The 21,493-nt window shown below is 61.4% G+C and carries 19 protein-coding genes and 1 tRNA gene; 9 read left to right on the top strand and 11 right to left on the bottom strand.

Features of this window, described 5'->3' with window-relative positions; genetic code table 11:
- Positions 1-32 precede the first annotated feature (32 nt).
- The 3 genes from ACIPOO_RS06155 to ACIPOO_RS06145 form a co-directional block, all read right to left on the bottom strand.
- Complete coding sequence (locus ACIPOO_RS06155; protein ID WP_400605099.1) at positions 33-737, bottom strand: hypothetical protein; 705 nt, start codon at positions 735-737, stop codon at positions 33-35.
- Between the two features lie 71 nt (positions 738-808).
- Positions 809-1,153, bottom strand: coding sequence for a bacteriocin (locus ACIPOO_RS06150; protein WP_274132758.1), 345 nt, complete (start codon positions 1,151-1,153; stop codon positions 809-811).
- Positions 1,154-1,293: 140 nt separating this feature from the next.
- Positions 1,294-1,370 (bottom strand) — tRNA-Met (locus tag ACIPOO_RS06145).
- Between the two features lie 400 nt (positions 1,371-1,770).
- On the opposite strand from ACIPOO_RS06145, the gene ACIPOO_RS06140 reads away from it, so the two are divergent.
- Both ACIPOO_RS06140 and ACIPOO_RS06135 read left to right on the top strand, forming a co-directional pair.
- On the top strand, positions 1,771-3,828 hold the full coding sequence (locus ACIPOO_RS06140) for a methyl-accepting chemotaxis protein (RefSeq protein WP_400605097.1): 2,058 nt from the start codon (positions 1,771-1,773) through the stop codon (positions 3,826-3,828).
- 266 nt (positions 3,829-4,094) lie between these two features.
- Complete coding sequence (locus ACIPOO_RS06135) at positions 4,095-4,751, top strand: class I SAM-dependent methyltransferase (RefSeq protein WP_400605095.1); 657 nt, start codon at positions 4,095-4,097, stop codon at positions 4,749-4,751.
- A gap of 57 nt (positions 4,752-4,808) precedes the next feature.
- Here ACIPOO_RS06135 and ACIPOO_RS06130 read toward each other — a convergent pair whose 3' ends face one another.
- Entirely contained in the window at positions 4,809-5,519 is a 711-nt protein-coding gene (locus tag ACIPOO_RS06130) for a glutathione binding-like protein (RefSeq protein WP_400605093.1), read from the bottom strand.
- Entirely contained in the window at positions 5,516-6,148 is a 633-nt protein-coding gene (locus ACIPOO_RS06125) for a TetR/AcrR family transcriptional regulator (RefSeq protein ID WP_400605091.1), read from the bottom strand. The genes ACIPOO_RS06130 and ACIPOO_RS06125 overlap by 4 nt, the downstream gene beginning before the upstream one ends.
- Before the next feature lie 149 nt (positions 6,149-6,297).
- Between ACIPOO_RS06125 and ACIPOO_RS06120 the strand changes: the two genes are divergently transcribed.
- Both ACIPOO_RS06120 and ACIPOO_RS06115 read left to right on the top strand, forming a co-directional pair.
- Positions 6,298-6,999, top strand: coding sequence for a glutathione S-transferase family protein (locus tag ACIPOO_RS06120; protein ID WP_274132750.1), 702 nt, complete (start codon positions 6,298-6,300; stop codon positions 6,997-6,999).
- A gap of 104 nt (positions 7,000-7,103) precedes the next feature.
- Complete coding sequence (locus ACIPOO_RS06115; RefSeq protein WP_274132748.1) at positions 7,104-7,865, top strand: hypothetical protein; 762 nt, start codon at positions 7,104-7,106, stop codon at positions 7,863-7,865.
- Between the two features lie 11 nt (positions 7,866-7,876).
- On the opposite strand, the gene ACIPOO_RS06110 is transcribed toward ACIPOO_RS06115, so the two are convergent.
- Both ACIPOO_RS06110 and ycaC read right to left on the bottom strand, forming a co-directional pair.
- A complete protein-coding gene (locus ACIPOO_RS06110; protein WP_400605088.1) occupies positions 7,877-8,146 on the bottom strand; it encodes a hypothetical protein in 270 nt (89 codons plus the stop codon).
- 733 nt (positions 8,147-8,879) lie between these two features.
- Entirely contained in the window at positions 8,880-9,506 is a 627-nt protein-coding gene (gene ycaC / locus ACIPOO_RS06105) for an isochorismate family cysteine hydrolase YcaC (RefSeq protein WP_274132746.1), read from the bottom strand.
- 276 nt (positions 9,507-9,782) lie between these two features.
- Here ycaC and ACIPOO_RS06100 point away from each other — a divergent pair, with 276 nt between their 5' ends.
- Positions 9,783-11,891, top strand: coding sequence for a TonB-dependent siderophore receptor (locus ACIPOO_RS06100; protein ID WP_400605086.1), 2,109 nt, complete (start codon positions 9,783-9,785; stop codon positions 11,889-11,891).
- Positions 11,892-11,900: 9 nt separating this feature from the next.
- Here the strand turns inward: ACIPOO_RS06100 and ACIPOO_RS06095 are convergent, their stop codons facing one another.
- The 3 genes from ACIPOO_RS06095 to ACIPOO_RS06085 form a co-directional block, all read right to left on the bottom strand.
- Entirely contained in the window at positions 11,901-13,025 is a 1,125-nt protein-coding gene (locus ACIPOO_RS06095) for an FAD-binding oxidoreductase (protein ID WP_400605084.1), read from the bottom strand.
- 4 nt (positions 13,026-13,029) lie between these two features.
- The gene (locus ACIPOO_RS06090) at positions 13,030-14,286 is read right to left on the bottom strand and encodes an SRPBCC family protein (RefSeq protein ID WP_400605082.1); all 1,257 of its coding nucleotides are present in this window, start codon (positions 14,284-14,286) and stop codon (positions 13,030-13,032) included.
- A gap of 101 nt (positions 14,287-14,387) precedes the next feature.
- Entirely contained in the window at positions 14,388-15,323 is a 936-nt protein-coding gene (locus ACIPOO_RS06085) for a LysR substrate-binding domain-containing protein (RefSeq protein WP_400605080.1), read from the bottom strand.
- A 118-nt stretch (positions 15,324-15,441) separates the two neighbouring features.
- On the opposite strand from ACIPOO_RS06085, the gene ACIPOO_RS06080 reads away from it, so the two are divergent.
- Both ACIPOO_RS06080 and ACIPOO_RS06075 read left to right on the top strand, forming a co-directional pair.
- Positions 15,442-16,128: a TetR/AcrR family transcriptional regulator gene (locus tag ACIPOO_RS06080; protein WP_400605078.1), complete on the top strand. Its 687-nt coding sequence runs from the start codon at positions 15,442-15,444 to the stop codon at positions 16,126-16,128.
- Entirely contained in the window at positions 16,121-16,900 is a 780-nt protein-coding gene (locus ACIPOO_RS06075) for a pyrroline-5-carboxylate reductase family protein (protein ID WP_400605076.1), read from the top strand. The genes ACIPOO_RS06080 and ACIPOO_RS06075 overlap by 8 nt, the downstream gene beginning before the upstream one ends.
- 561 nt (positions 16,901-17,461) lie before the next feature.
- Here ACIPOO_RS06075 and ACIPOO_RS06070 read toward each other — a convergent pair.
- Entirely contained in the window at positions 17,462-19,498 is a 2,037-nt protein-coding gene (locus ACIPOO_RS06070; protein ID WP_400605074.1) for an FAD-dependent oxidoreductase, read from the bottom strand.
- A 322-nt stretch (positions 19,499-19,820) separates the two neighbouring features.
- Here ACIPOO_RS06070 and ACIPOO_RS06065 point away from each other — a divergent pair, with 322 nt between their 5' ends.
- Together ACIPOO_RS06065 and ACIPOO_RS06060 are read left to right on the top strand one after the other, a co-directional pair.
- On the top strand, positions 19,821-20,696 hold the full coding sequence (locus tag ACIPOO_RS06065) for a glycine betaine ABC transporter substrate-binding protein (protein WP_400605072.1): 876 nt from the start codon (positions 19,821-19,823) through the stop codon (positions 20,694-20,696).
- A gap of 251 nt (positions 20,697-20,947) precedes the next feature.
- On the top strand, positions 20,948-21,466 hold the full coding sequence (locus ACIPOO_RS06060) for a hypothetical protein (RefSeq protein WP_400605070.1): 519 nt from the start codon (positions 20,948-20,950) through the stop codon (positions 21,464-21,466).
- Positions 21,467-21,493 lie beyond the last annotated feature (27 nt).

Raw genomic sequence — 21,493 nt, 5'->3', positions numbered from 1 at the left:
ATCAGAACCTGCAACACCCAGGATGTGAAACCTTACTGCTGAACCGCGCTATACCCTGCAAACGCCGTCTGCTGGGCAATCGCTGTCACGATGTTCTTGCGGGTGGCAGGCTGTTCGTTGCCTTCGTTGTCCGTGAAGATTTCGCTTTGCAGTTCTGCCTCATCGCCTTCGCCGATGAACGAGAAGCCCAGGAATTCGAAGGCTTCGCGGTCCAGGCTGGCTTTGGAGCGCGGGGTGCGCAGGGGCAGGGTGACGCTGATGCCGTCCTTGCTGATGACGAACACTTCGGCTTCTTTCTTCGCCCGTGTGGCCTTGCTCTTGCCGCCGCTCGGGTTGCTGACGGCCTGATGGGTCTGGTTCAGTACCTTCAATGCCAGGCTGTAGACCAGTTCCTGGAAGCTTGGGTCTTCCTTGTAGCTGGACAGGATCCGGCTGATCGGGAATTTCGTGCTCAGGTCTTCCAGCGCGGCCATGTCGGCGGCTTCGGCGTCCTTGAGCTGTTTGAGCTGGCCCATCAGTTCGTAGGCCTGGTCGTCGTCGAAACGATCGTGGGCCTGACGGATGGCTGCGCGAAGCTCACGAATCTGATCGCTTTCCTTGGCGCTCTGGAAGGCGTCGAGCACCATCTCGCTGATGGTCTTGGCCTGGGGCACGTGCTGTGAAAGATTGATGGCGTCTTCGTAGGCCTGCTTGGAAGACTGGGCAGGCTGGGCTGCATCATTACGAAAATCAGACATTGAACATCCATTGCTTCATTAACGGGGTTTGAGACGCGAACCAGGGTGCGCGTCTCGCAAGGGAGGGTAAATTATTTACCGCCCAGAGCACCACCTGCAGCGCCGCCCAGGCCTGCGCCGATGGTGCCGCCCGTCTTGCCACCCAGCTTGTTGCCGATCACCGAACCGGCAGCGCCGCCAAGACCGCCGCCGACGGCTGCGCGGGTCTTGTGGCCCTTCTTCGCGCCCACCGCACTGCCGGCAGCGCCTGCCAGGCCTGCGCCAACCGCAGCACCGGTGCTACCGCCCATTTGCTGACCGACCACGTTGCCCAGCGCGCCACCCAGGCCACCACCAATGGCGGTGTTGGTGCTGCCGGCCATTGCGCCTTGGGAAATCAGAAGACCTAGAACCAGTGCAGGAATCGTGAAACGCATGAGCTCGACCTCAGTAGATAAGGAATGCATCTTGAAGGGATATCTTAAAGGCTCTGGGCCAGCCTGGCTGCCGGGACGATGGACGGATCAGACAGCCAGAAACAACAAAGCCCGCACGAGGCGGGCTTTGTTGAGGTACTTGGTGGCTACACAGGGACTTGAACCCCGGACCCCAGCATTATGAATGCTATGCTCTAACCAACTGAGCTATGTAGCCAAGTGGCGCGCATTATTCTCTGAGATCGGGGATGTGTCAAGCGTCTGTTCAAAAAATTTGTGCGTGCGATCAATCGGTTAGGGTTTTCGTTCCGATTCCTGCCTTCGGCGTCCCATTGTGTCCCCATGGCGGTGACAGCCCTGCGGTGCATTCTGTGTGGTTTTGCCCCACTTTGATGCGTATCGGCTGCACTGCATTCGCGCACGTGCCCATTTAGATGGCTTGTTGCTATCGGTCCGTTTCTTGCTTCGTGCCTGCCACTTCGTTTGTCTGCGCCACAGTAGACGGGCGGTGATCGTTTTCGAAACAAAGACATGGCATTTTGCCGGTAACAATGTGAGGCAACATCTGTCGTGGTCACAAGCTGCGGTGGCGGGTTGTCCGTGAGGAGTAGTCGGACATGCAAAGTCTTCTGTCGCCAGGTATCCGTCTGCTCGGACGTTTGGGGTTTGCGCGCAAGTTTCAGGTGCTGTTCCTGCTGTTCATGCTGCCACTGGCGGGCAGCCTGTGGATGATCGGTCAGGACTATCGCAGCAAGCTTGCGGTGATTTCCGGTGAGCAATCCGGCGCCCGGCAACTGCTGGCGCTCAACGCACTGGATGAGCAGTTGACCGCCCAGCGCAACCGCGCCTCTCGCTGGAAAGCCGCTGACATCCTTCACGACCCAACCCCGGCTGCCAAAGCCGCCATGGCGGCGCTGGATGCCGCGAGCCCCGTTCTGAACCAGACACTGTCAGATCTTGGCGAGCAACTGCGGCGGCACAACGCCGGTGCCGACACCCTGGCGCGCTACCAAGCGTTGCAGGCGGCGGTCAAAGGCATGGATTCCGACGCGCTGCGCACCGTGGGCTGGTGGCCGGACGGCTATGACCGCTTCACCGCAGCGCTGACCGCACTGCAAAGCCTGCGCGAACAGATCGCCATGGACACCGGACTGATCCTGGACCCCTGGCTTGAAACCTATCAGTTGATGCAAGTGGCGACCCAACAGGCGCCGGACCTGATCGAACGCGTGGCGCGCACTGCGAGTATCGGCCAGTCATCGGTGGCGTCGGGGCAGTTCTCGCTGCAGAGCCGCCTGCAGATGCGCGACCTGCGCAGCCGCATCGGCGATGCGCGCGATCAACTGGTCAAGGCCGGGGCATCGTTGCAGGCCAAGGCCTATCCGGGCATGGAAGACTGGAGCCGGCAATACAACGACAGCCTGCAGCGCCTGGACAGCGAGCTGAAGGTGCTGGATGACGGCGTCTTCGGTGGCACCATCAAACTGGATACCGCCACATTCGAACGCAGCGTCGACGGCACCCTCGAAGCGCTGGCCGCGCTGCGCAACCGCTCGCTGATGTCGCTGGACAGCCGTCTGGATCACTACCACGATCAGGCGATCCGGCACTTCATCCCCGTCGCTGCGGTCTTTGGCATTCTGGCGCTGGCTGCGCTCTACCTGTTCATGTGTCTGCAAACCTCGATTCGGCGCAGCGCCAGTGGCATCACTACCCTGGCCGAGTCGCTGCGTGACGGCAACCTGTGCGTGGAAGTCGCGGTAGAAGGCCGCGATGAGCTGGCAGCCATCAGCACCGCCCTCAACGTTGCCGTGGTGCAGTTGCGCAGCAGCCTGCTGGGCGTCAACCACGAGACTCAGCAGCTGGGCGCGGCGGTGCAGACCCTCAACTCGCAATCGGGCAGCACGCTCAACGAAGTGGAAGATCAGCAGCAACAGATCAGCCAGATCGCGGCGGCGGCGACCCAGTTGGCGGCAACTTCCATGGGCGTCGCCAAGAGTTGCGAAGAGGCGTCCGGCAGCGCACAGCGCACCCGCCTCATCGCTCAGGACAGCAGCCGCGATAGCCAGCGCACCACGGCAAGTATCCAGCAGCTCAATCAGAAACTCACCGAGACCGCCGACGCACTGGGCAAGGTCAGCGAGCAGGGCCAGCAGATTCAGTCGGTGGTGGACAGCATTCGTGGCATCGCCGAACAGACCAACCTGCTGGCGCTCAACGCCGCTATCGAAGCGGCCCGGGCGGGGGAGCAGGGGCGTGGTTTTGCCGTGGTGGCCGACGAAGTGCGCAGCCTCTCGCAGCGCACCCAGGCGTCGACCGCGCAGATCGCCGGAACCGTCGACAGTTTGCGCGCGACCGTGAGCCAGGCGGTGAACCTGATGGAGGCGGCGTGCGGCCAGGCCGTCACCGATGCGCAGTCGGTCACAGGTTTGGGTGAGCGACTTGGGGAGATTGCCAGCGCGGTGCAAGTGGTGACCGATACCTTGGCGCAGATCGCAACCGCCGTGGAAGAACAGGCAGCGACCGCCGATGAGGTCAGCGGCAACATCCAGCAGGTGGATCAGGCCGCCGGGCGCCTGCTCGATGGCGCGCGGGCGGTGAACCACGCAGCCGATACCCTGAGCAAAGGCAGCCGCGCGCTGAGCGACAACACCTCGCGTTTCAATTTGGGATAAACCAGTCCCGTAGCAGCACGGCTGACAGGGGCGCAAACCTGTAGCAGCACGGCTTGCCGGCGGGCTGGTGCGCAGCGCCAGTAGAACCAGACGCCGCCGGTGCATCAGGCAGATCGCGTGCTCAGGGTTTACTGGCGCTTCGCACCAGCCCGCCGGCAAGCCGTGCTGCTACGGGATCGGGTTCGCAAGAACACAAAAACCTTGACGAGGCATCCTGGTCATCGGTCTTATTGCCGACTGATTCGATCACTCGCAAGGTGCTTCCCATGACCGACAGCAGCGCCGCCGGTGCGGCGGTTTACTCTCCACTGACCCTGGCCCTGTACGACGCGTGGGTGCTGGGTATCTCCAATCGCTACGCCTGGCGCTGCCCGACCGGTTCGACGCTGTTGCCGTTTTTTCGCGCCAACGTGCGCCCGCGTCATCTGGATATCGGCGTCGGGACCGGCTACTACCCGGCGAAGGCGCAGCTGTCTTCCCAGACGCAAGTCACCCTGCTCGATCTCAACCCCAGCAGCCTGGAGGCGGCCAAGCGCCGGATCAACCGCCCAACCACCCGCACAATCCAGCACGATGTGATGCAGCCGCTCCCGGGCGAGCCGCGCTTCGATTCGATTTCCCTGTTCTACCTGCTGCATTGCCTGCCGGGCCCGCTGGACGCCAAGGCGAAGATCTTCGCCAACCTCAAGCACAACCTGCAGCCGGGCGGGGTGCTGTTCGGTGCGACGATTCTGGGGGACGAGGCCGGGCACAACGCCTTCGGCCGCAAGCTGATGGCCGTGTACAACAAGAAGGGGATTTTCGGCAATCGCCAGGACACCCAGGTCGGTTTCGAAGGGCATCTGCGCGAGCACTTTCGCGACGTCACCATCAAGCGCGAGGGCTGCGTGCTGCTGTTTCGGGCGGCCCAGCCGATTATCTGAATCGGCTCGCTGCGGTCAGCGTCATTCAGTGGAAAGCGACGCTGACCGGCCCAGCGATCAGGCTTTTGTCTGCACGCTGGCAGCGGTTTGCCCGAACAGGATCTTTTTGCCTTCCTCGGTCACGGTGGTGCGGTTTTGTGAAACCGTCTCACCCTTGGCGTAGGCGCGGATCGTCGCCGGGCGAGCGGCGATCGCGTTGAGCCAGCGCTTGAGGTTCGGGAAGTCATCCAGATTCTGCTGCTGGCGCTGCCACGGCACCACCCACGGATAGCACGCCATGTCCGCCACCGAATAATCCTGCCCGGTGATGAAGTCGCGGCCTTGCAGGCGACGATCCAGGACGCCGTACAGGCGGTTCGTCTCGTTCACGTAGCGGTCGATGGCGTACGGCAGTTTTTCCGGCGCATAGACGCCAAAATGATGATTCTGGCCGGCCATCGGACCAAGGCCGCCGACCTGCCACATGAGCCATTCGGTCACGGTGTTTTGACCGCGCACATCGCTTGGCATGAACCGGCCAGTCTTCTGCGCCAGGTACAACAGGATCGCCCCCGACTCGAAAACGCTGATCGGCTCGCCGCCGTCGGCAGGCGCGGTGTCGATGATCGCCGGCATCCGGTTGTTCGGTGAGAACGCCAGGAACTCGGGTTTGAACTGATCGCCCGCGCTGATATCGATTGGGTGAATCCGGTAATCCAAGCCAGCCTCTTCCAGAAACAGGGTGATTTTGTGGCCATTGGGTGTTGGCCAGTAGTAGAGCTCGATCATCGCTGCGACTCCATGACAAGTGAGGAAAGCGAAGCAGGCGCAAGCTGTACATCGAGCAGCGCCAGCACCGGGCGGACCACGCTTTCCAGCAGGGCCCGCTGCGGTTTGGCCCGCGCCAGTACGCGCAGGCCCAGCAAGGTGTTGAGCAACAGGCTGGCCAGGTCTTCGTCGGCTTGAAAGCGCGAAATCGTGCCGTTGTCCTGACCCGCTTTGAGGCAGCGCAGGAAGAACGCCTGTGCCTGCGCCAGAAACTCATCCACCACCGCCTGGGCGTCGGGATTGTGCGGCGCGGCCTCAAGCGCCGAGTTCACCATCAGGCAACCGCGTTGCTGCGGGTCAGTGATGGAGCGCTCGATGATCTCGGCGAAAAACGCCTCGATGGCCTCACGCGGGGCGAGGCTGCCTTCAAGGCGGGCAACACGTTCCCCCAGACCGTTCTGCAGATAATGTTCCAGCGCCTTGCGGTACAGCGCGCGCTTGTCGCCAAACGCGTTGTACAGGCTGGCGCCGGTGATGCCCATGCAGTCGATCAGGTCGCGCATCGACGTCGCCTCGAAACCCTTGACCCAGAAGCACTGGATCGCCGCATCGAGCACGCTGGCTTCGTCGAATTCTCTGGGTCTTGCCACGTTGATTTCCTTGCCTGGCTGACACAAACGTTGCGCCATGCTTCACATTGCGCCTAATCTAGATCAACTGTTCTAAAACGCAAGGTGCTTTTTCGAGCAGCGCAGCCATTCGCGATTTTGCCCATTTCCTACCGTACGAGATGACCGCCATGATCCGTTTTTACTTCCATCCCACACCCAATCCCGCCAAGGTCGCGCTCTTCCTTGAAGAGTCGGGCCTGGCCTATGAATTGGTGCCGGTGGATACCAGCAAAGGCGAACAGCACCTGCCCGAGTTTCGCGCCATCAACCCCAACGGCAAGGTGCCGGCCATCGTCGACACCGACGGCCCCGGCGGCAAGGACGTGCGGGTGTTCGACTCCACTGCGATCCTGCTGTACCTGGGCGAAAAAACCGGCCAGTTCATGGGCGCTGCTGAAGACAAACCCGAGCTGCTCTCATGGCTGTTCTTCATCGCCTCGGGTCTTGGGCCGTTCTCGGGTCAAGCGGTGCATTTCCAGTACGCAGCCCCCGAAGGCAACGACTACGCCGTGAACCGCTATCGCCGTGAAATCGAGCGCCATTACGAGGTGCTGGACAAGCATCTGGCAGGCCGCGACTACATCGTCGGCAACCAGTACACCCTCGCCGACATCAGCGCATGGGGCTGGCTGATCCGCGCCCCGCGCGTAATGAAAGGCGCCGAGGATGCGCTGGCAGACTTCCCGAATCTTGCCCGCTGGTTCCACGCCATCAACGCCCGCCCGGCTGTGGCCAGGGCGAACAAGGTCGGGAGCGAGGTGGCGTTCAAGAAGGACATGGATGAACAGGCGAAGCGGGCGTTGTTTCCGTCGAATTATCCGAAGGGCTAACGCATACGCGCAGGAGCCGGACGCGCATAAGCAAGGCATGAAGCCATGCAGAGCAAGTCCCAAGCGTGTAAAACGTAGCTCCTGCCAACCGACCCGATGCGTTCATGACTGCCTTCTACCTCAAGCTCCTCATCACACCACTGCTGATGCTCTCGATTTCACTGGCCGCCAAGCGCTGGGGCACCCGGATTGGCGGGTTGCTTTCCGGGCTGCCGGTGACGTCGGCGTCGGTGATGTTGTTTCTGAGCCTTGAACAAGGCCCGGGCTTCGCCGAGAAGGCGGTGCCTGGGGCGCTGGCGGGAGTGGCGGCGATTCAGGCGACTTACCTGTTTTACTTCCTGGTGACGCGCAGGCTTTCAGTGCTGCCCGGGTGCGTGGCGGCATTGGTTTTCTATGCCGCTGTCGCATTTCTGATGAGCTGCATCGGATGGCAGGCGGTGTCGATTGTGGTCGCGCTGTGTCTGGTTGCGGCAATCGTCCGGGCCACCGCTAAAGGCAGCGAGCCTGCGCCTGGGCGTTATGTCTCGCTGCCGCGCTGGATCATCCCGATGCGCATGCTGACCGCGACCCTTCTGCTGCTGGCCATTACCGCTGGCGCCCAGTGGTTCGGGCCGGTGGTCAGTGGCTTTCTGGCGCCGATCCCGGTGATCGCCTGGCCGCTTGCGGTCTTCGCTCACGTCCATGGCGGACGCTATGAACTGGCGGCCATCGTGCGCGGGAATGCCATCGGCGGTGTTGGCGTGATCGGGTTTTATCTCGCGCTTCAGGGCCTGGTGATGCAATGGGGCATCTTCGTGACGGTAGCCGTCGCGGTTGCGTTGGCTGTCGTGGTAACTGCCGGTCTGGCGGGGCTGCTGAAGGATTGATAGAGCGTCGCTCAGACCCGCTCTTCTGCTTCGGCCACCTGGGTCGCGATGCCTTCCAGGTACTGGGATTTCAGGTCATCGGTCAATGGGCCGAGGATGGGATTCTTCTTGAAAGCGCCCATCAGGCGATTGATTACCGCATCGACCGTCACCTTGGCCGCCTCGACGCTGGCGGGGATTCGCGGGTCGAACTCGATCCGTTCCATCTCCAGATCGAGCCGTTTCAGGACCGGTTCGGCATCCTGAATCTGGTTACGAAGCACGTCGAGCGCTGATCCCATCATGTATCTCCCTATGTGATGTTCGATCCGAAACCTGTGCCCACACGCTTTGCGGCGGCTTTCCAGGAAGCCAGGAATACCGTCCTAGAGCCTCGCGTGGCGATTTCAGGCGGCGCGACTATACCGCTGAAATGTTGAATTGCTGTAGTGAAAAAGTTTACATCTGGTTACCAGCAGCCTCTTCTGCGATACGCAGGCAATAAAAAACCCGCCGAAGCGGGTTCTTTTCTATCAAGGCCATCCAACGTCCTGTCGGTAGCGTTCCTGGCAGTGGCAGATCATCCGTGATCTCCGAGGTGCTTCCTGCTCCCCGGTTGATGGATCCAATTTATGACTTTGCCCTCGTTGTGTAAACGGCCAGTTTGATGAACTGCGTGTAAGCCTTTTCTTACACGTTTGCGCCGGGGTTGCGAGGTCGTGCTTCTACGTCAGATTCCCACCTGTAGGAGCGCGCTTGCCCGCGACTTGTCGTGTCAGGCGATAGAGATGTGTTGGATGTACCGACGTCGTCGCGGGCAAGCGCGCTCCTACAATGGCGTGGTGGGCGCAGGTGATGTTTGTGGCATGCCTGTAGGAGCGCGCTTGCCCGCGACTTGTCGTGTCCGGCGATGGAGATGTGTTGGATGTAACGACGTTGTCGCGGGCAAGCGCGCTCCCACAATGGTGGCTCAGAGGTCTCTGGAAACCACGCAAAAAGGGCGAGCATCATGCCCGCCCTTGTCATTGAGGGAAGTTACTTCTTGGCAGCCGTCAGCGCCGAGTAGCTGTTCATCAGGTTGCGGTAGTTGGGAATGCGCTGGGACAGCAGGTTGCCCAGGCCTTCGATGTCGTTGCGCCAGTCGCGGTGCAGCTCGCAGGCCACGGCGAACCAGTTCATCAACTGCGCACCGGCCGCCGACATGCGATTCCATGCCGCCTGCTGCACGCCTTCATTGAAGGTGCCCGAAGCGTCAGTCACCACGAACACATCAAAACCTTCGGCCAGGGCGCTCAGGGTCGGGAAGGTCACGCAGACGTCGGTCACAACGCCGGCAATGATCAGCTGCTTGCGGCCAGTGGCCTTGATCGCCTTGACGAAATCTTCGTTGTCCCAGGCGTTGATCTGGCCAGGGCGGGCGATGTACGGCGCGTCGGGGAACATCTCTTTCAGCTCCGGCACCAGCGGGCCGTTCGGACCCTGCTCGAAGCTGGTGGTCAGGATGGTCGGCAGGTCGAAGAACTTGCCGCAATCGGCCAGGGCCAGCACGTTGTTCTTGAATTCGTTGGGCGAGAAATCCTGAACCAGGGAGATCAGGCCAGTCTGGTGGTCAACCAGCAGCAGTACGGCGTCGTTCTTGTCCAGGCGCTTGTAAGTAGTCATGTGTGCATTCCTTTTGAGTCGAGAGAGTTGTGAATCGAAAGTGTTGCTGCGGCGTGTCTGTGTGTTCAGTCGCTGCGGCATGGGATGAACTTTAGGGGTGATTCGATTCGCTAACAATCCGGCAAAAAAGAGACTTACTGATTCAAAATCAGGGACAGTAATACAGACATTGCATCAATCTCCGCAAATTCCCGAACATGAAGGATGGTAATGAGAATCTTTCTATGTATCATGCGCGACACTTTTCTTGGTATACCATCGTCTGAGAGTTTCTAGATGCGCTACGCGTTGACCTCGCTGTGCCTGCTTAACGTATTTTCCCCGGCCGTATGGGCAGAAGGTTCGAATGAACTGGCACTGCCCGCAATCGACATCCAGGCCAGCAGCCAGGGCGCAGCGAGTGAACGCGAGGCGTACCGTGCCACGCACACGTCCAGCGCCACGCGCACCGATACCGACATCCACGAGGTGCCGCAGTCGGTCTCCGTCATCACCAACAAGGTGCTGGAGGACAGCAACGTCACCCGCCTGCAGGATGCACTGGATTACGGCGGCGGCATTGGCCGGGCCAACAACTTCGGCGGCCAGGGGCTGACCACTTACACCGTGCGCGGCTTTACCACCGGCGAGTTTTACCGGAACGGTTTCCCGGTCAACCGCGGCTATCCCAACGCGCCGGATGCCAACACCATTGATCACGTGGACATCCTCCGTGGCCCGGCGGCCACCATGTATGGCCGCAGCGATCCGGGCGGCACCTTCAACGTGGTCACCAAGCAGCCCGAGGCCGAGCAGAAAACCTCCATCGGCGGGCAGATGGACGACCAGGGCATGTACCGTGGAACGCTGGACACCACCGGCGCGCTGAATGATTCCAGGACCCTGACCTACCGCCTGAACTTGTTGGGCGAGGGCGGCGATTCGTTCCGCGATCACGTCGAAACCGAGCGCTACGACCTGGCACCGGTGATCGAGTGGCAGGCCACCGACGACACGCGCATCACCTTCGAGGGTGACTACATGCGCAACAACCATCCGCTCGACCGTGGCAATACCCATTACGGCAGCCAGATCGGCGTCGGAAAGCGCGATACTTACGTGTGGGAAAAAGGCTCGGACAACCTGCTGCACAACGACAACAACGTCAGTCAGTTGCGTTTCGAGCACCTGCTCAACGACAACTGGAAGCTGAGCGGTGGTGTGCAGTGGCTCGATGGCCAGCTCAAGGGCAACGCGGTGGAGGCCAACGGTATCCAGGCGGACGGCCGCACCCTGGGGCGCAATTTCAACTGGCGCAAATTGGAGTGGAACGACCAGGACTTCCAGCTGAACCTGTCCGGCACCTTCAACACCGGCAGCATCGAACACACCCTGCTGACCGGCCTTGAGTATGAGGAATACGACTACAAGTCGATCATCATGCGTTCCAGCGGAGCGTTGACGGCGTATCCGATCGACATCTTCAATCCGGTACTGGGCCAGGCGCGTCCGGCGCTGACCCGCACAACCACCCATGACCACGAAAAGCTCAAGAGTACGGCAGCCTTCGTGCAGGATCAGATGCGCCTGACCGAGCGGTTGAAGTTGCTGGTTGGCGCCCGGATCGAGCGTGACGAGCACGACTACGACAACAAGCTGCCCAACTCCGTGGACTGGAACAAGAGCGAGAGCGCGGTCACGCCACGTTACGGCCTGGTCTACGACCTGACGCCGGATGTTGCGCTTTATGGCAGCTACTCGGAGTCATTCAAGCCCAACACCGGCGCATCGCGTGAAGGTGGCGGTTTCGATGCAGAAGAAGGCAAATCCTACGAACTGGGCGTGAAGTGGAAGACGCTGGAAGATCAACTCACCGTCGATGCGGCCATCTTCCACACCATCAAGGACAACGTGCTGACCCTCGATCCGGTCGATTCCAACTACAGCGTGGCGGCCGGGCGCGTGCGCAGCCGAGGTTTCGACCTGAACGTGGCGGGCAACATCACCCCGCAGTGGCGCGTGCTGGGCGGCTATTCTTACGTCGATGCCGAAGTGGTCAAGGATAACTCGCTGCAAACCGGCACTCGCCTGGCGAACATCCCGCGCAGCAGTTACAACCTGCTGAACGTGTATGAGTTCCACGAAGGCACACTCAACGGCCTTGGGCTGGGCTTGGGTGTGCGCCATGTGGGAGGCCGTGCGGGCCAGACCGCCAACTCGACCTACAACATGGCGAGCTACACCGTGGCCGACGTGCTCAGCTTCTACCAGATCACGCCGAAGCTGCGGGTGAACCTGGACCTGAAGAACGTCTTCAACGAAGACTACGAAGAAGGTGCGTTCAACCTGTACGCCTATCCGGGCGCGCCGCGCACGGTTCAGACTGGCTTCACCTACACGTTCTAAAAAGCGTCATCAAAGGTCCAGCACCAGATCGGATGTCGGGCGGCTGCAACAGAGCAGACGCAAGCCTTTGTCGATCTCGCGCTGGCGAATCCCTCCGTTGTGCTGCATATCGACTTCGCCCTGCAGCACGGCGGTCTTGCAGGTGCCGCATACGCCCTGGCTGCAGGAGGAGGGGACTACGGCTCCGGCTTTTTTCGCCGCGGCCAGCAGGGTCTGGCTGGGGCTGACGCTGAAGGTCTTGCCGGATTTGGCGAGGGTCACGGTGAAGTTCGTTTCGCTCGGTGCGCTGGTTGGCGCCACCGGTGGAGCCGTTTCCGCAGCCAGCGCGTTGATGTCGAAACTTTCCTGATGGTAGTGCGCCACATCGAAGCCCGCTTTCTCCAGCACGCCACGGGTTGCGCTCATGTAGCCCTGGGGGCCGCAGGTGAAGACTTCCCGCTCCAGAAAGTCGGGCACCTGTGTGCTTAGCACCGCCAGGTCCAGGCGGCCAGTCGGACCCTGCCAGTCGGCTTCGTCACCTTTCGCCTCACAGACTGCCAGCACCCGGAAGCGGGATTGCTGGGCCTGCATCTGCGCCAGTTCATCACGGAAAATGATGTCGGCGGGCGAGCGCGCGCTGTGGACAAACACGATGTCCAGATTCGCCGCCAGATCGTACGCTGCCCGTGCCATGGCCATCAGCGGGGTAATGCCCGAACCTGCCGAGAGATACAGCAGCTTGCCGGTGGGCAGCCCGACTGGCGTGAAGCTGCCTGCCGGCCCTGACGCCGCCAGTGTGCTGCCCGGATGCAGGTTGTCGTGCAGCCAGTTGGAGACCTCGCCGCCCGGCACCCGCTTGACCGTGATGCAGAAGTTGAAAGGCCGGGTCGGCGAGGACGACAGCGTGTAGCAGCGCGAAACGATCTTGCCGTCGATCTGCGGCGAAATCGTGATGAACTGCCCCGGTTCGAAGGCCAGCGCGGTGAAGTCGGCACAGCGAAAGACGAAGGTTTTGACGTCGTGGGTTTCGTTGCGCACGGCGCAGCATTCGATGCGCCTGGTTTCCCCACTGGGCCATTCGGCGCCATGGGTGGCCCAGGTGGTTTCGTCGGCGAAGCGCACGTCCGGGATATGCTGCAAAGTAGTCATGGTCATTCCCTCACACGCCGTGGGCGGCCAGACGCGCGGCGTACCAGCGCGAGAACTGGTCGACATAGGACTCGGTGAACGCCGAGAACGGCCCCGGTGCATAGGCCGGGTCCTGCGTGCCACTGTGGGTGATGGCGACCAGATTGGCGTCCTGCTGGTTGGTGGCGTTCCACACTTCGGTCAGGGTCTGGCGGTCGTAATCGACGCCTTCGACCGCATCCTGGTGCACCAGCCAGCGGCTGCGCACCAGGGTCTTGTCAGCGGACAGCGGGATGATCCAGGAGATCACCGCGTGGTCGCTCATGACATGGGTCCAGGAGTTGTGCGTCCACAGGTGCATGTCGCCCAGATCGCGGCGCGTCACGTCGCCCAGCAGGCGAGTGCAGGCCACCTGGGTGTTGAGGGTTTGCGACTCTCCGTTGCCGGCGATCACAAGCCGTTGCGAGCGAAACTGCGTGATCGAGGCTTCGTCCAGGTACTCGACGGCGTCACAGATGAAGCCGTCTGCTTCCCAGCTCGCCTTGGCTGCGGCGTTGCGAGCGTAATAGTCGTCCAGCGCGGCGAGAGATTCCTCGCTCAGACCGTCGGCGCAGAAGCCGAAGTCTTCCGGCAGGAACGAGGCGGTCAGTTCCGGGTGGGTGCCTGCGCAGTGGTAGCACTCGCGGTTGTTCTCGATGACCAGCTTCCAGTTGCCGTTCTCGATGATCTCGGATTCGTGGGCGATCTTGGCCCTGCTCAAATCGAACGGTGCGAAGCGCGGCGTCATGGTGTCTTCGAGGTAACCGATGTCTTCTGGCGGCTCGCTGGACAGGCAGACGAACACGTGGGCACCCACCACCCTGGTGTGCACCGGGTGCAGGCTCTTGCAGGTGCGGTCGAAGTCCTTGCCCATGTGCGCGGCGTGCTTGAGGCTGCCGTCCAGGTCGTAGGTCCACTGGTGGTAGGGGCAGACCAGCATCCCCACCGTAGACTTGCCGGCCTCCTTCAGGCGCGCGCCGCGATGGCGGCAGACGTTGCGGAAGGCCTGGACGTTTTCGTCATCGTCGCGCACCAGGATGATCGACGCCTTGCCCAGGTCCACCGTGTAGACATCACCCGGTTCCGGAATGTCGGCGGTGACGCCGACCAGAATCCAGTGCTTGTTGAAGAACACGTCAACGTCGGTGGTGAAGACGTCGTCGCGACCGAACAATTCGCCGGGCATGCCGTGGCCGGGCATGCGTTCGACGAGCAGTTGGCGATGGCTCTTCACGGGGGATACGATCATGTTGCACCTCGGGTCATCAGGCTTGTTTTGCTTCGATCCAGTATCGAAATGCCCCGAAGAACGGTCAACGCGCTTTATTCTCACCCTCGTATGAGCGCAGGTTATGCGAACTCCCGCGTGCCATCCTGACGCAGCCACTGGGTCAGGATCTGCACGAATCCCGAGCTGCTTCGGCCTGTGGGAACCACCACGTAATAAGCGTCCTTGGGCTTGACCACCAGCGGAGTGACCCGCACCAGCTCCCCCGATTCCAGCAGGTGATGCACCAGCCGGCCCCAGCCCAGCGCGATGCCGTGACCCTGCATTGCGGCCTGAACCGCGTCGCTGTAATGGCTGCAACGCAGCTGATAGGTCAGGCGCGGCGGCGCGTCTCCCAGCGCACGGAACCAGCTGTTCCAGGTGATCCAGCCTTCGAGGGTGGCGTCGGAATCGATCAGCGGCGCGTGGTGCAGATCCTGCTCGGTGTGCGGCGCCGGATGGCTGGCGAGCCAGGCCGGGGAGCACACCGGGAAGACCTCTTCATCGAACAGCAGCGTCGAGGTGCCGTCGTCCCAGCGGCCTGTGCCGAAGCGCACCGAGAGATCTACGTCATGATGCTGCGTGGACACCAGCCGCAGGTGCAGGTCCGGTTGCGCCTGGCGCAGCGCCGTAAGCCGGGGGAGGATGCGCAGTTGCGAAAATGCCGAGGTGCTGGCGAGCACCAGTTCCTGCTCGGTGGTGCCTTCGGCAATCTTGTCGAACGTGCCGGCGATGCGCTGCATGGACTCGGCGACCACGGCGTACAGCGCGTAGCCCTCGGTGGTGAGCTTGATCGAGCGGTGCAGGCGATGAAAAAGCCGGGCATTGAGGGTGTCTTCCAAGAGCTTCACCTGCTTGCTCACCGCCGCCTGGGTGACGCCCAGTTCCTGCGCCGCGAGGGTGAAGCTGCTCAGGCGCGCCACGGCTTCGAATTCCAGCAGCGCGGTCATCGAAGGAATAAGGCGCCGGTAGCCCTTGATGCGTCGCGGTCCGGGTGGTTGCAAGCTGGGGATGCTCATGGTCGGCCTCGGCTGTTTTTATAGTCTTTCGGAATAGCGTCCACACAATGTACGCAGGTGTACATTAAATGATCGATCCAGTACAGTGCTTTTATATTGATGTGTGGGGAAAGCGGTCATGGCGAGAATCAAGGCACAGGACGCGGGCTGGCGCGGCTCGGCGGAGGGCTGGCTTCAAGCGGCTTATGAAGCGCTGAAAGAGGCGGGCATCGATGCCGTTAGGGTGATGCCGCTCGCCAAGCGCCTGAACCTCTCGCGCACCAGTTTCTACTGGTTTTTCGAAGATCGCGAGCAATTGCTCGCTGCGCTGATCGCGCGTTGGCGGGACAAGAACACCGGCAGCCTGCTGCGCCAGAGCGAGGGCTATGCCGAAAGCATCAGCGAGGCTGCGCTGAACGTCTTCGAGTGCTGGCTCAACCCCGAAATGTTCGATTCGCAATTCGAGTTTGCAGTGCGCAGTTGGGCGTTGCAATCGCCGGAAGTCAGCCAGGAAGTGGCCGCCGCCGACCAGGCGCGCCTGGCCGGATTGGCCGCGATGTTTCGCAGATTCGGTGCCGAACCCGAGGTGGCAGATGCCCGGGCGCGGACGCTGTACCTGACGCAGATCGGCTACATCACCATGAACACCCGTGAAGAGGCCGTGGAGCGTTTCCAGCGCATTCCGCACTACGTGACCATCTTCACCGGCAAGGCGCCCAAGCGCCGCGAGCTTGACCGTTTCTATGGCAAATTCGGCTATGCGCAGACCGATCCCGGCGTGTTTGTTCCGCTGGCTGATACCTTTGAGGAGGCTGTGAGTGAGTGACGCTGTGCTGGGCATCATCGGCGGCACCGGCTGGTTGGGCGACGGGATTGCCAAGGCTGCGCTGGCGAGCGGGCTGCTGTCGGTGGATCACCTGGTGCTGTCTAACCGGTCCGGCGAGGGTGAGCTGGCCGGGTGTGGGGTGCGCATCACCACCGACAATTGCGAGCTGGTTCAGATGAGCTCGATGATCATGCTGTCGGTCCGGCCCGAGCAGTTCGATGGTTTGAAGCTGGACGCAGCGGGCAAGTGCGTGATTTCGCTGATGGCTGGCGTCCCTGCGTCGCGCATCAAGGCGGCAACCGGTGCCAGCGTTGTGGTGCGCGCGATGCCCAATGCGGCGGTGGAGATTCGACGCTCGTTCACGCCGTGGTTTGTGGACGGTGAGCTGTCGGTGGCCGACAAGGCGTTCGTGCAGCGCTTGTTCGAAAGCGTGGGCGATGCGGCCGAAGTGCCGTTGGAAGATCACATCGATTACCTGAGCGCGCTGTCCGGCACCGGACCTGCGTACCCGGCCTTGCTGGCGCAGGCGTTGACCCAGGGTGCAATCGCTCAAGGCATACCCGATTCAATCGCCCGTCGCGCAGCCTTGGGTGTGGTGGTCGGCAGTGCACCGTTGCTGGCCGAGCGTTCCGCAGAGCAGTTGATCGAAGCCCTGATGGCGTATCGCGGGGTAACCGCAGCCGGATTGCAGGCGCTCACCGATGGCGGGTTCGATGGCCTGATAGGCAGCGCGATCCAGGCCGGCGCCACGGTCGCCCGAAAAGGAATGTAGCCCCTTCCCACAGAGTTCTGGGGTGTACACGGTCACGCTTCTGCCCGAAGGGCGTAGCAGCACGGCTTGCCGGCGGGCTGGCGCGAAGCGGCAGTAAACCCTGAGCACGCGGTTTGCCTGACACCACCGCGGCGCCTGATTTTACTGGCGCTGCGCACCAGAACGCCGGCAAGCCGTGCTGCTACGGGTGCAAGGCTGGCAAGCCGGACTGCTACGGGGTGCGGTTGTATGGGCAATCTCTGTGGGAGCGGGCTTGCCCGCGAATGCGGTGGGGCAGTCAGCACCGATGCAACAGGCCCGACGCCTTCGCGGGCGAGCCCGCTCCCACAGGATTCTGGGGAGCACACGGTCACGCTTCTGCCCGAAGGGCGTAGCAGCGCGGCTTGCCGGCGGGCTGGCGCGAAGCGGCAGTAAACCCTGAGCACGCGGTTTGCCTGCCACCACCGCAGCGTTGATTTTACTGGCGCTGCGCACCAGAACGCCGGCAAGCCGGACTGCTACGGGTGCAACGCCGGCAAGCCGTGCTGCTACGGGGCAGCGTCAGCAGGCCGGGTGACGTCTTTAGAGGTCCTTCACCAACCGCAGTGCGTCGTAGATCGCGGCGTGGGTGTTGCGTGCCGCGACGGCGTCGCCGATCCGGAACAGCTGGAAGCGCCCATCGGGGTTGGTCACGATGTTTTGCGCGTTGCCGGCGATCAGGTCGTGCTGCTCCACGGCCCCATCGTTGAGCGAGTGAGGGCGCAGGTCGAAATACAGATCGTCCAGCGGAAGGGTGCCGTGGTTGACGATCACCTGATCAACGACCCGATGTTTGTTCACCGGCCCATAATCACTGCCCAGATGCGCAACCAGTTTGCCGTCCTGGCGCTCAACCCGATCAACCCGGTAGGTCACGGTGAAGGTCACGTCCAGGTCCTGCAGCGCCCGCATGTACGGCACGAGGTTCATCGCCATCACTTCCGGCGAGAACGAACGGTCCGGGGTAATGACTTCCAGCGTCGCGCCGCTTTTGGCGATCAATTCCGCCGCCTGAAGCGCGGCATGATCGCCCGCATCATCGAAAATCAGCACGTTCTTGCCGGGCTTCACGTCGCCGGAAATCACGTCCCAGGCCGACACCACCAGTTCGTTGCCGCTGCTCAGCACTTCAGTGTCAGGCAGGCCGCCGGTGGCGACAATCACCACGTCCGGCTCTTCGGCCATCACAGTATCGGCCTCGGCCCAGGTGTTGAAGTTGAATCTGACCCCCAGGCGTTCGCACTGGGTCATGCGCCAGTCGATGATGCTGATCATCTCCCGACGACGTTCTGACAGCGCCGTCAGGCGAATCTGCCCGCCCGGCTGATCCGCCGCTTCGAATACCGTCACCTGATGCCCGCGTTCGCCTGCGACCCGCGCCGCCTCAAGCCCGGCGGGCCCTGTGCCGATCACCACCACCTTGCGCGGTTTCGCCGCCTTGGGGATGTCATGGGGCATGGTGGTTTCACGCCCGGTGGACGGGTTGTGGATGCAATACGCCGCGCCGCCCTGATAGATGCGGTCCAGGCAGTAGTTGGCGCCGACACAGGGGCGGATGTCTTCTTCGCGTTTCTCGATGATCTTGCGCACGATGTGCGGATCGGTCATGTGCGCGCGGGTCATGCCGATCATGTCGACCTTGCCCGAGGCGATGGCGTGGCGCGCGGTGGCCACGTCCGGAATCTTCGCTGCATGGAAGGTCGGGAAGCCGGTGGATGCGCGAATCTCTCCGGCGAAATCCAGGTGCGCGGCGTTACGCATGCCCTGAATCGGAATCACGTCGGTCAGGCCTGCGTCGGTGTCGATGTGCCCGCGCACCACGTTGAGGAAATCGACCAGGCCGCTGTCCTTGAGCATGTGGGAAATCTTCATGCCTTCTTCAGCGTTGAAGCCACCCGCCAGGTCCTCATCGCCGGTGTAGCGGACGCCCAGCAAAAAGTCCTCACCGCAACGCTTGCGAATGCCGCTCAGGATATCGAAGGTGAAGCGCATGCGGTTTTCCAGCGAGCCGCCGTACGGGCCGTCCAGATCGTTGGTCAACGGCGACCAGAACTGATCCATCAGATGCCCGTACGCCTGCAGCTCCAGGCCATCCAGGCCTGCGGCCTTCATGCGTTCCGCGGCATCGACATAGTCCTTGATGATGCGGTCGATGTCCCAGTCTTCCAGCTTCTTCGGGAACGAGCGGTGCGAGGCTTCGCGACGGTGCGAAGGCGAGACGACCGGCAACCAGTCGGCCTTGTCCCAGCGCGTGCGACGGCCCAGGTGGGTCAACTGGATCATCACCGCCGCGCCGTGTTCGTGGCACTCGTCGGTCAGGTCCTTCATCCACTTCACCACCTCATCCTTGTACGCCAGCACGTTGTTGAACACCGGCGGACTGTCCCGCGACACCGCGGCCGAACCTGCGGTCATGGTCAGCGCCACACCGGCCTTGGCGCGCTCCACGTGGTAGGCGCGATAAAGGTCCTTGGGCATGCCGTCCACCGGATACGCCGGTTCGTGGGAGGTGGTGATGATGCGATTGCGCAGGGTCAGGTGCTTGATCTGGTAGGGCTGCAGAAGCGGATCGGTGGACATTATCGGTGCTCTCTTGGAGGAACATCAGGCTCGGTCTGGCATAACATTAGGATCGAATGTTCACAGGTGTCAATCTCTAAAACACAGGTGTACATTTTGCTTGCTAGCCCCGAAAACCATGGCTAAGATCCGCTCACAACAGGCGATACAGCGTCCTGAAGACGAAGGAGACCGATACGTAGCTCACTCATTACCTGGATTCATTCGACGCAGCGTTTTAGTCGTTTGAACGCGGTGTGGCATTTTGCTTTGATAGGCCGAATGCCTGCCTTTTTCACTGCCAGCTCCACCACACATAGAAGAACCAAAGGAGAAGCCCTAGATGAATAATTGCGCGTTCAAGACCAAGACAGGCCGCTGGCTTGCCGGCATGGCCCTGGCGACGGTGTCGATGTTTTCCCAGGCGGCCGAGCCCGTGAAGATCGGCTGGGTCAACTGGTCGGACACCGAAATCGCAGTGAAACTGGCCTCGGCCGCTCTGCAGGATCATCTGCAGCAGCCCGTCAAACTGGTGCAAGCCGACATCGGTATCCAGTTTCAGGCACTGGCCAACGGCAGCATCGACCTGATTCCGATGGTCTGGCTGCCCTACACCCACAAGCCGTTCTACGACAAATACAAGGACCGTCTGGAAGATCTGGGCGTGTTGTATGAAGGCCGCATCGGCATGGCGGTGCCGGACATCGTGCCGGAAAGCGAAGTCGCCAGTATCGAGGACCTGAACAAGCCCGGCATCCGCGAGAAGTTCAGCGGACAGATCCTCACTTCCGAGGTGGGCAACGGCCAGTACAAGGTCACCCTCAAGGCGATCGACGACTACAAGCTCAATGGCTACAAGATGGTCGCCTCAAGCGAAGCGGGCATGCTCAGCGAACTGGACCGCAACCTCAAACGCGGCAAGTGGTCGCTGGTCAACGCCTGGAGCCCGCACTGGATGTTCTCCAAATATCCGCTGCGTTACCTGGCTGACCCTAAAGGCGCACTGGGCGGCACCGAGCAGATCCACGCCATCGCCCGCAAAGGCTTCTCCGCCGAACACGCCGACGTCGCTCACTTCTTCGCCAACTTCAAGATTCCAAAGGAAGATCTGGAAAAGCTGATGCTGGCCGCACGTGAAAGCAGCGCAGACAAGGTCGTGGCCGATTACTACGCCGCGAACAAGGCGCGTTACCAGGCGATGTTTGCCAGCGCGCAATAACGATTATCTGCGGTAACGAAGAAGCCCCGACATCTCGCGATATCGGGGCTTTTTTGCAGCGCCGGAATCTTGTTTCTCGCCTTATCAATACCGTTGGGGACTTGGCCAACAGCCTGTCAGGCAATATCTGCGTCATCTTCAGGTCTGCGGTGAGAAGATCATGCACCAACCGCCCAGTTACATTTGCGTCAGCCGACGACCCACCAGAGCCGTGTAAAATCAGATGATTACAATGCGCTCGAGGACTGAGCTTGGCGAAATTTCACGTTGACGCTATCCAGCATTGGGAGTCGTTTGAACATGCTGGAACGTCGTATGATCTTGGTCACTTGGACTGTCACGAAGTCCTGCTACGCAAAGAAGCGGGGAAGGATCCGATCCGCTTCGTCGTCACTTACGGGCTGCATTGCTTCACCAAAGATGACACGGAACAGAACATTCCACTGAAATACGCTGATGGGCGTGAGAGCCGCCTGGTTTGCATTGAGCGCTATGAAACCTCCCGACAACTGCGCAGCGCGCTCGAAAAATTGGCCGGCGCGACTGTCTACCTGACCCAGGACGAAAGCTTTTTCACCATGGATGTCATGAATAACGCGAGCGGTGAGGTAGAACCATCAAGATCTGCATGGCTATTTTTCGAGAAAACCGGGTTTTGCGGATCCATGTCACCAGCGCATTTTTTGCGAGGTCAGGTGAAGGTTCGCCTGGGGTACCGATCAGAAGAAAAGGTTTCAGCATCTTCAAGATCGCAGTCGACGCTCTCTTAAGAAACCGAACGGCCAATTCCCCAAAGA

The organism is Pseudomonas sp. NPDC090201 (genome assembly GCF_044746825.1).
In the GTDB taxonomy this organism is placed as follows: domain Bacteria; phylum Pseudomonadota; class Gammaproteobacteria; order Pseudomonadales; family Pseudomonadaceae; genus Aquipseudomonas; species Aquipseudomonas putida_AD.
This window is presented reverse-complemented; position numbering and strand designations above follow the sequence as displayed.

Bases quoted from the DNA above. Each gene is read 5' to 3' on its own strand.
- ACIPOO_RS06155 (WP_400605099.1), bottom strand. From the start codon at position 737: ATGTCTGATTTTCGTAATGATGCAGCCCAGCCTGCCCAGTCTTCCAAG.
- ACIPOO_RS06150 (WP_274132758.1), bottom strand. From the start codon at position 1,153: ATGCGTTTCACGATTCCTGCACTGGTTCTAGGTCTTCTGATTTCCCAA.
- ACIPOO_RS06140 (WP_400605097.1), top strand. From the start codon at position 1,771: ATGCAAAGTCTTCTGTCGCCAGGTATCCGTCTGCTCGGACGTTTGGGG.
- ACIPOO_RS06135 (WP_400605095.1), top strand. From the start codon at position 4,095: ATGACCGACAGCAGCGCCGCCGGTGCGGCGGTTTACTCTCCACTGACC.
- ACIPOO_RS06130 (WP_400605093.1), bottom strand. From the start codon at position 5,519: ATGATCGAGCTCTACTACTGGCCAACACCCAATGGCCACAAAATCACC.
- ACIPOO_RS06120 (WP_274132750.1), top strand. From the start codon at position 6,298: ATGATCCGTTTTTACTTCCATCCCACACCCAATCCCGCCAAGGTCGCG.
- ACIPOO_RS06115 (WP_274132748.1), top strand. From the start codon at position 7,104: ATGACTGCCTTCTACCTCAAGCTCCTCATCACACCACTGCTGATGCTC.
- ACIPOO_RS06110 (WP_400605088.1), bottom strand. From the start codon at position 8,146: ATGGGATCAGCGCTCGACGTGCTTCGTAACCAGATTCAGGATGCCGAA.
- ycaC (WP_274132746.1), bottom strand. From the start codon at position 9,506: ATGACTACTTACAAGCGCCTGGACAAGAACGACGCCGTACTGCTGCTG.
- ACIPOO_RS06100 (WP_400605086.1), top strand. From the start codon at position 9,783: ATGCGCTACGCGTTGACCTCGCTGTGCCTGCTTAACGTATTTTCCCCG.
- ACIPOO_RS06095 (WP_400605084.1), bottom strand. From the start codon at position 13,025: ATGACCATGACTACTTTGCAGCATATCCCGGACGTGCGCTTCGCCGAC.
- ACIPOO_RS06090 (WP_400605082.1), bottom strand. From the start codon at position 14,286: ATGATCGTATCCCCCGTGAAGAGCCATCGCCAACTGCTCGTCGAACGC.
- ACIPOO_RS06085 (WP_400605080.1), bottom strand. From the start codon at position 15,323: ATGAGCATCCCCAGCTTGCAACCACCCGGACCGCGACGCATCAAGGGC.
- ACIPOO_RS06080 (WP_400605078.1), top strand. From the start codon at position 15,442: ATGGCGAGAATCAAGGCACAGGACGCGGGCTGGCGCGGCTCGGCGGAG.
- ACIPOO_RS06070 (WP_400605074.1), bottom strand. From the start codon at position 19,498: ATGTCCACCGATCCGCTTCTGCAGCCCTACCAGATCAAGCACCTGACC.
- ACIPOO_RS06065 (WP_400605072.1), top strand. From the start codon at position 19,821: ATGAATAATTGCGCGTTCAAGACCAAGACAGGCCGCTGGCTTGCCGGC.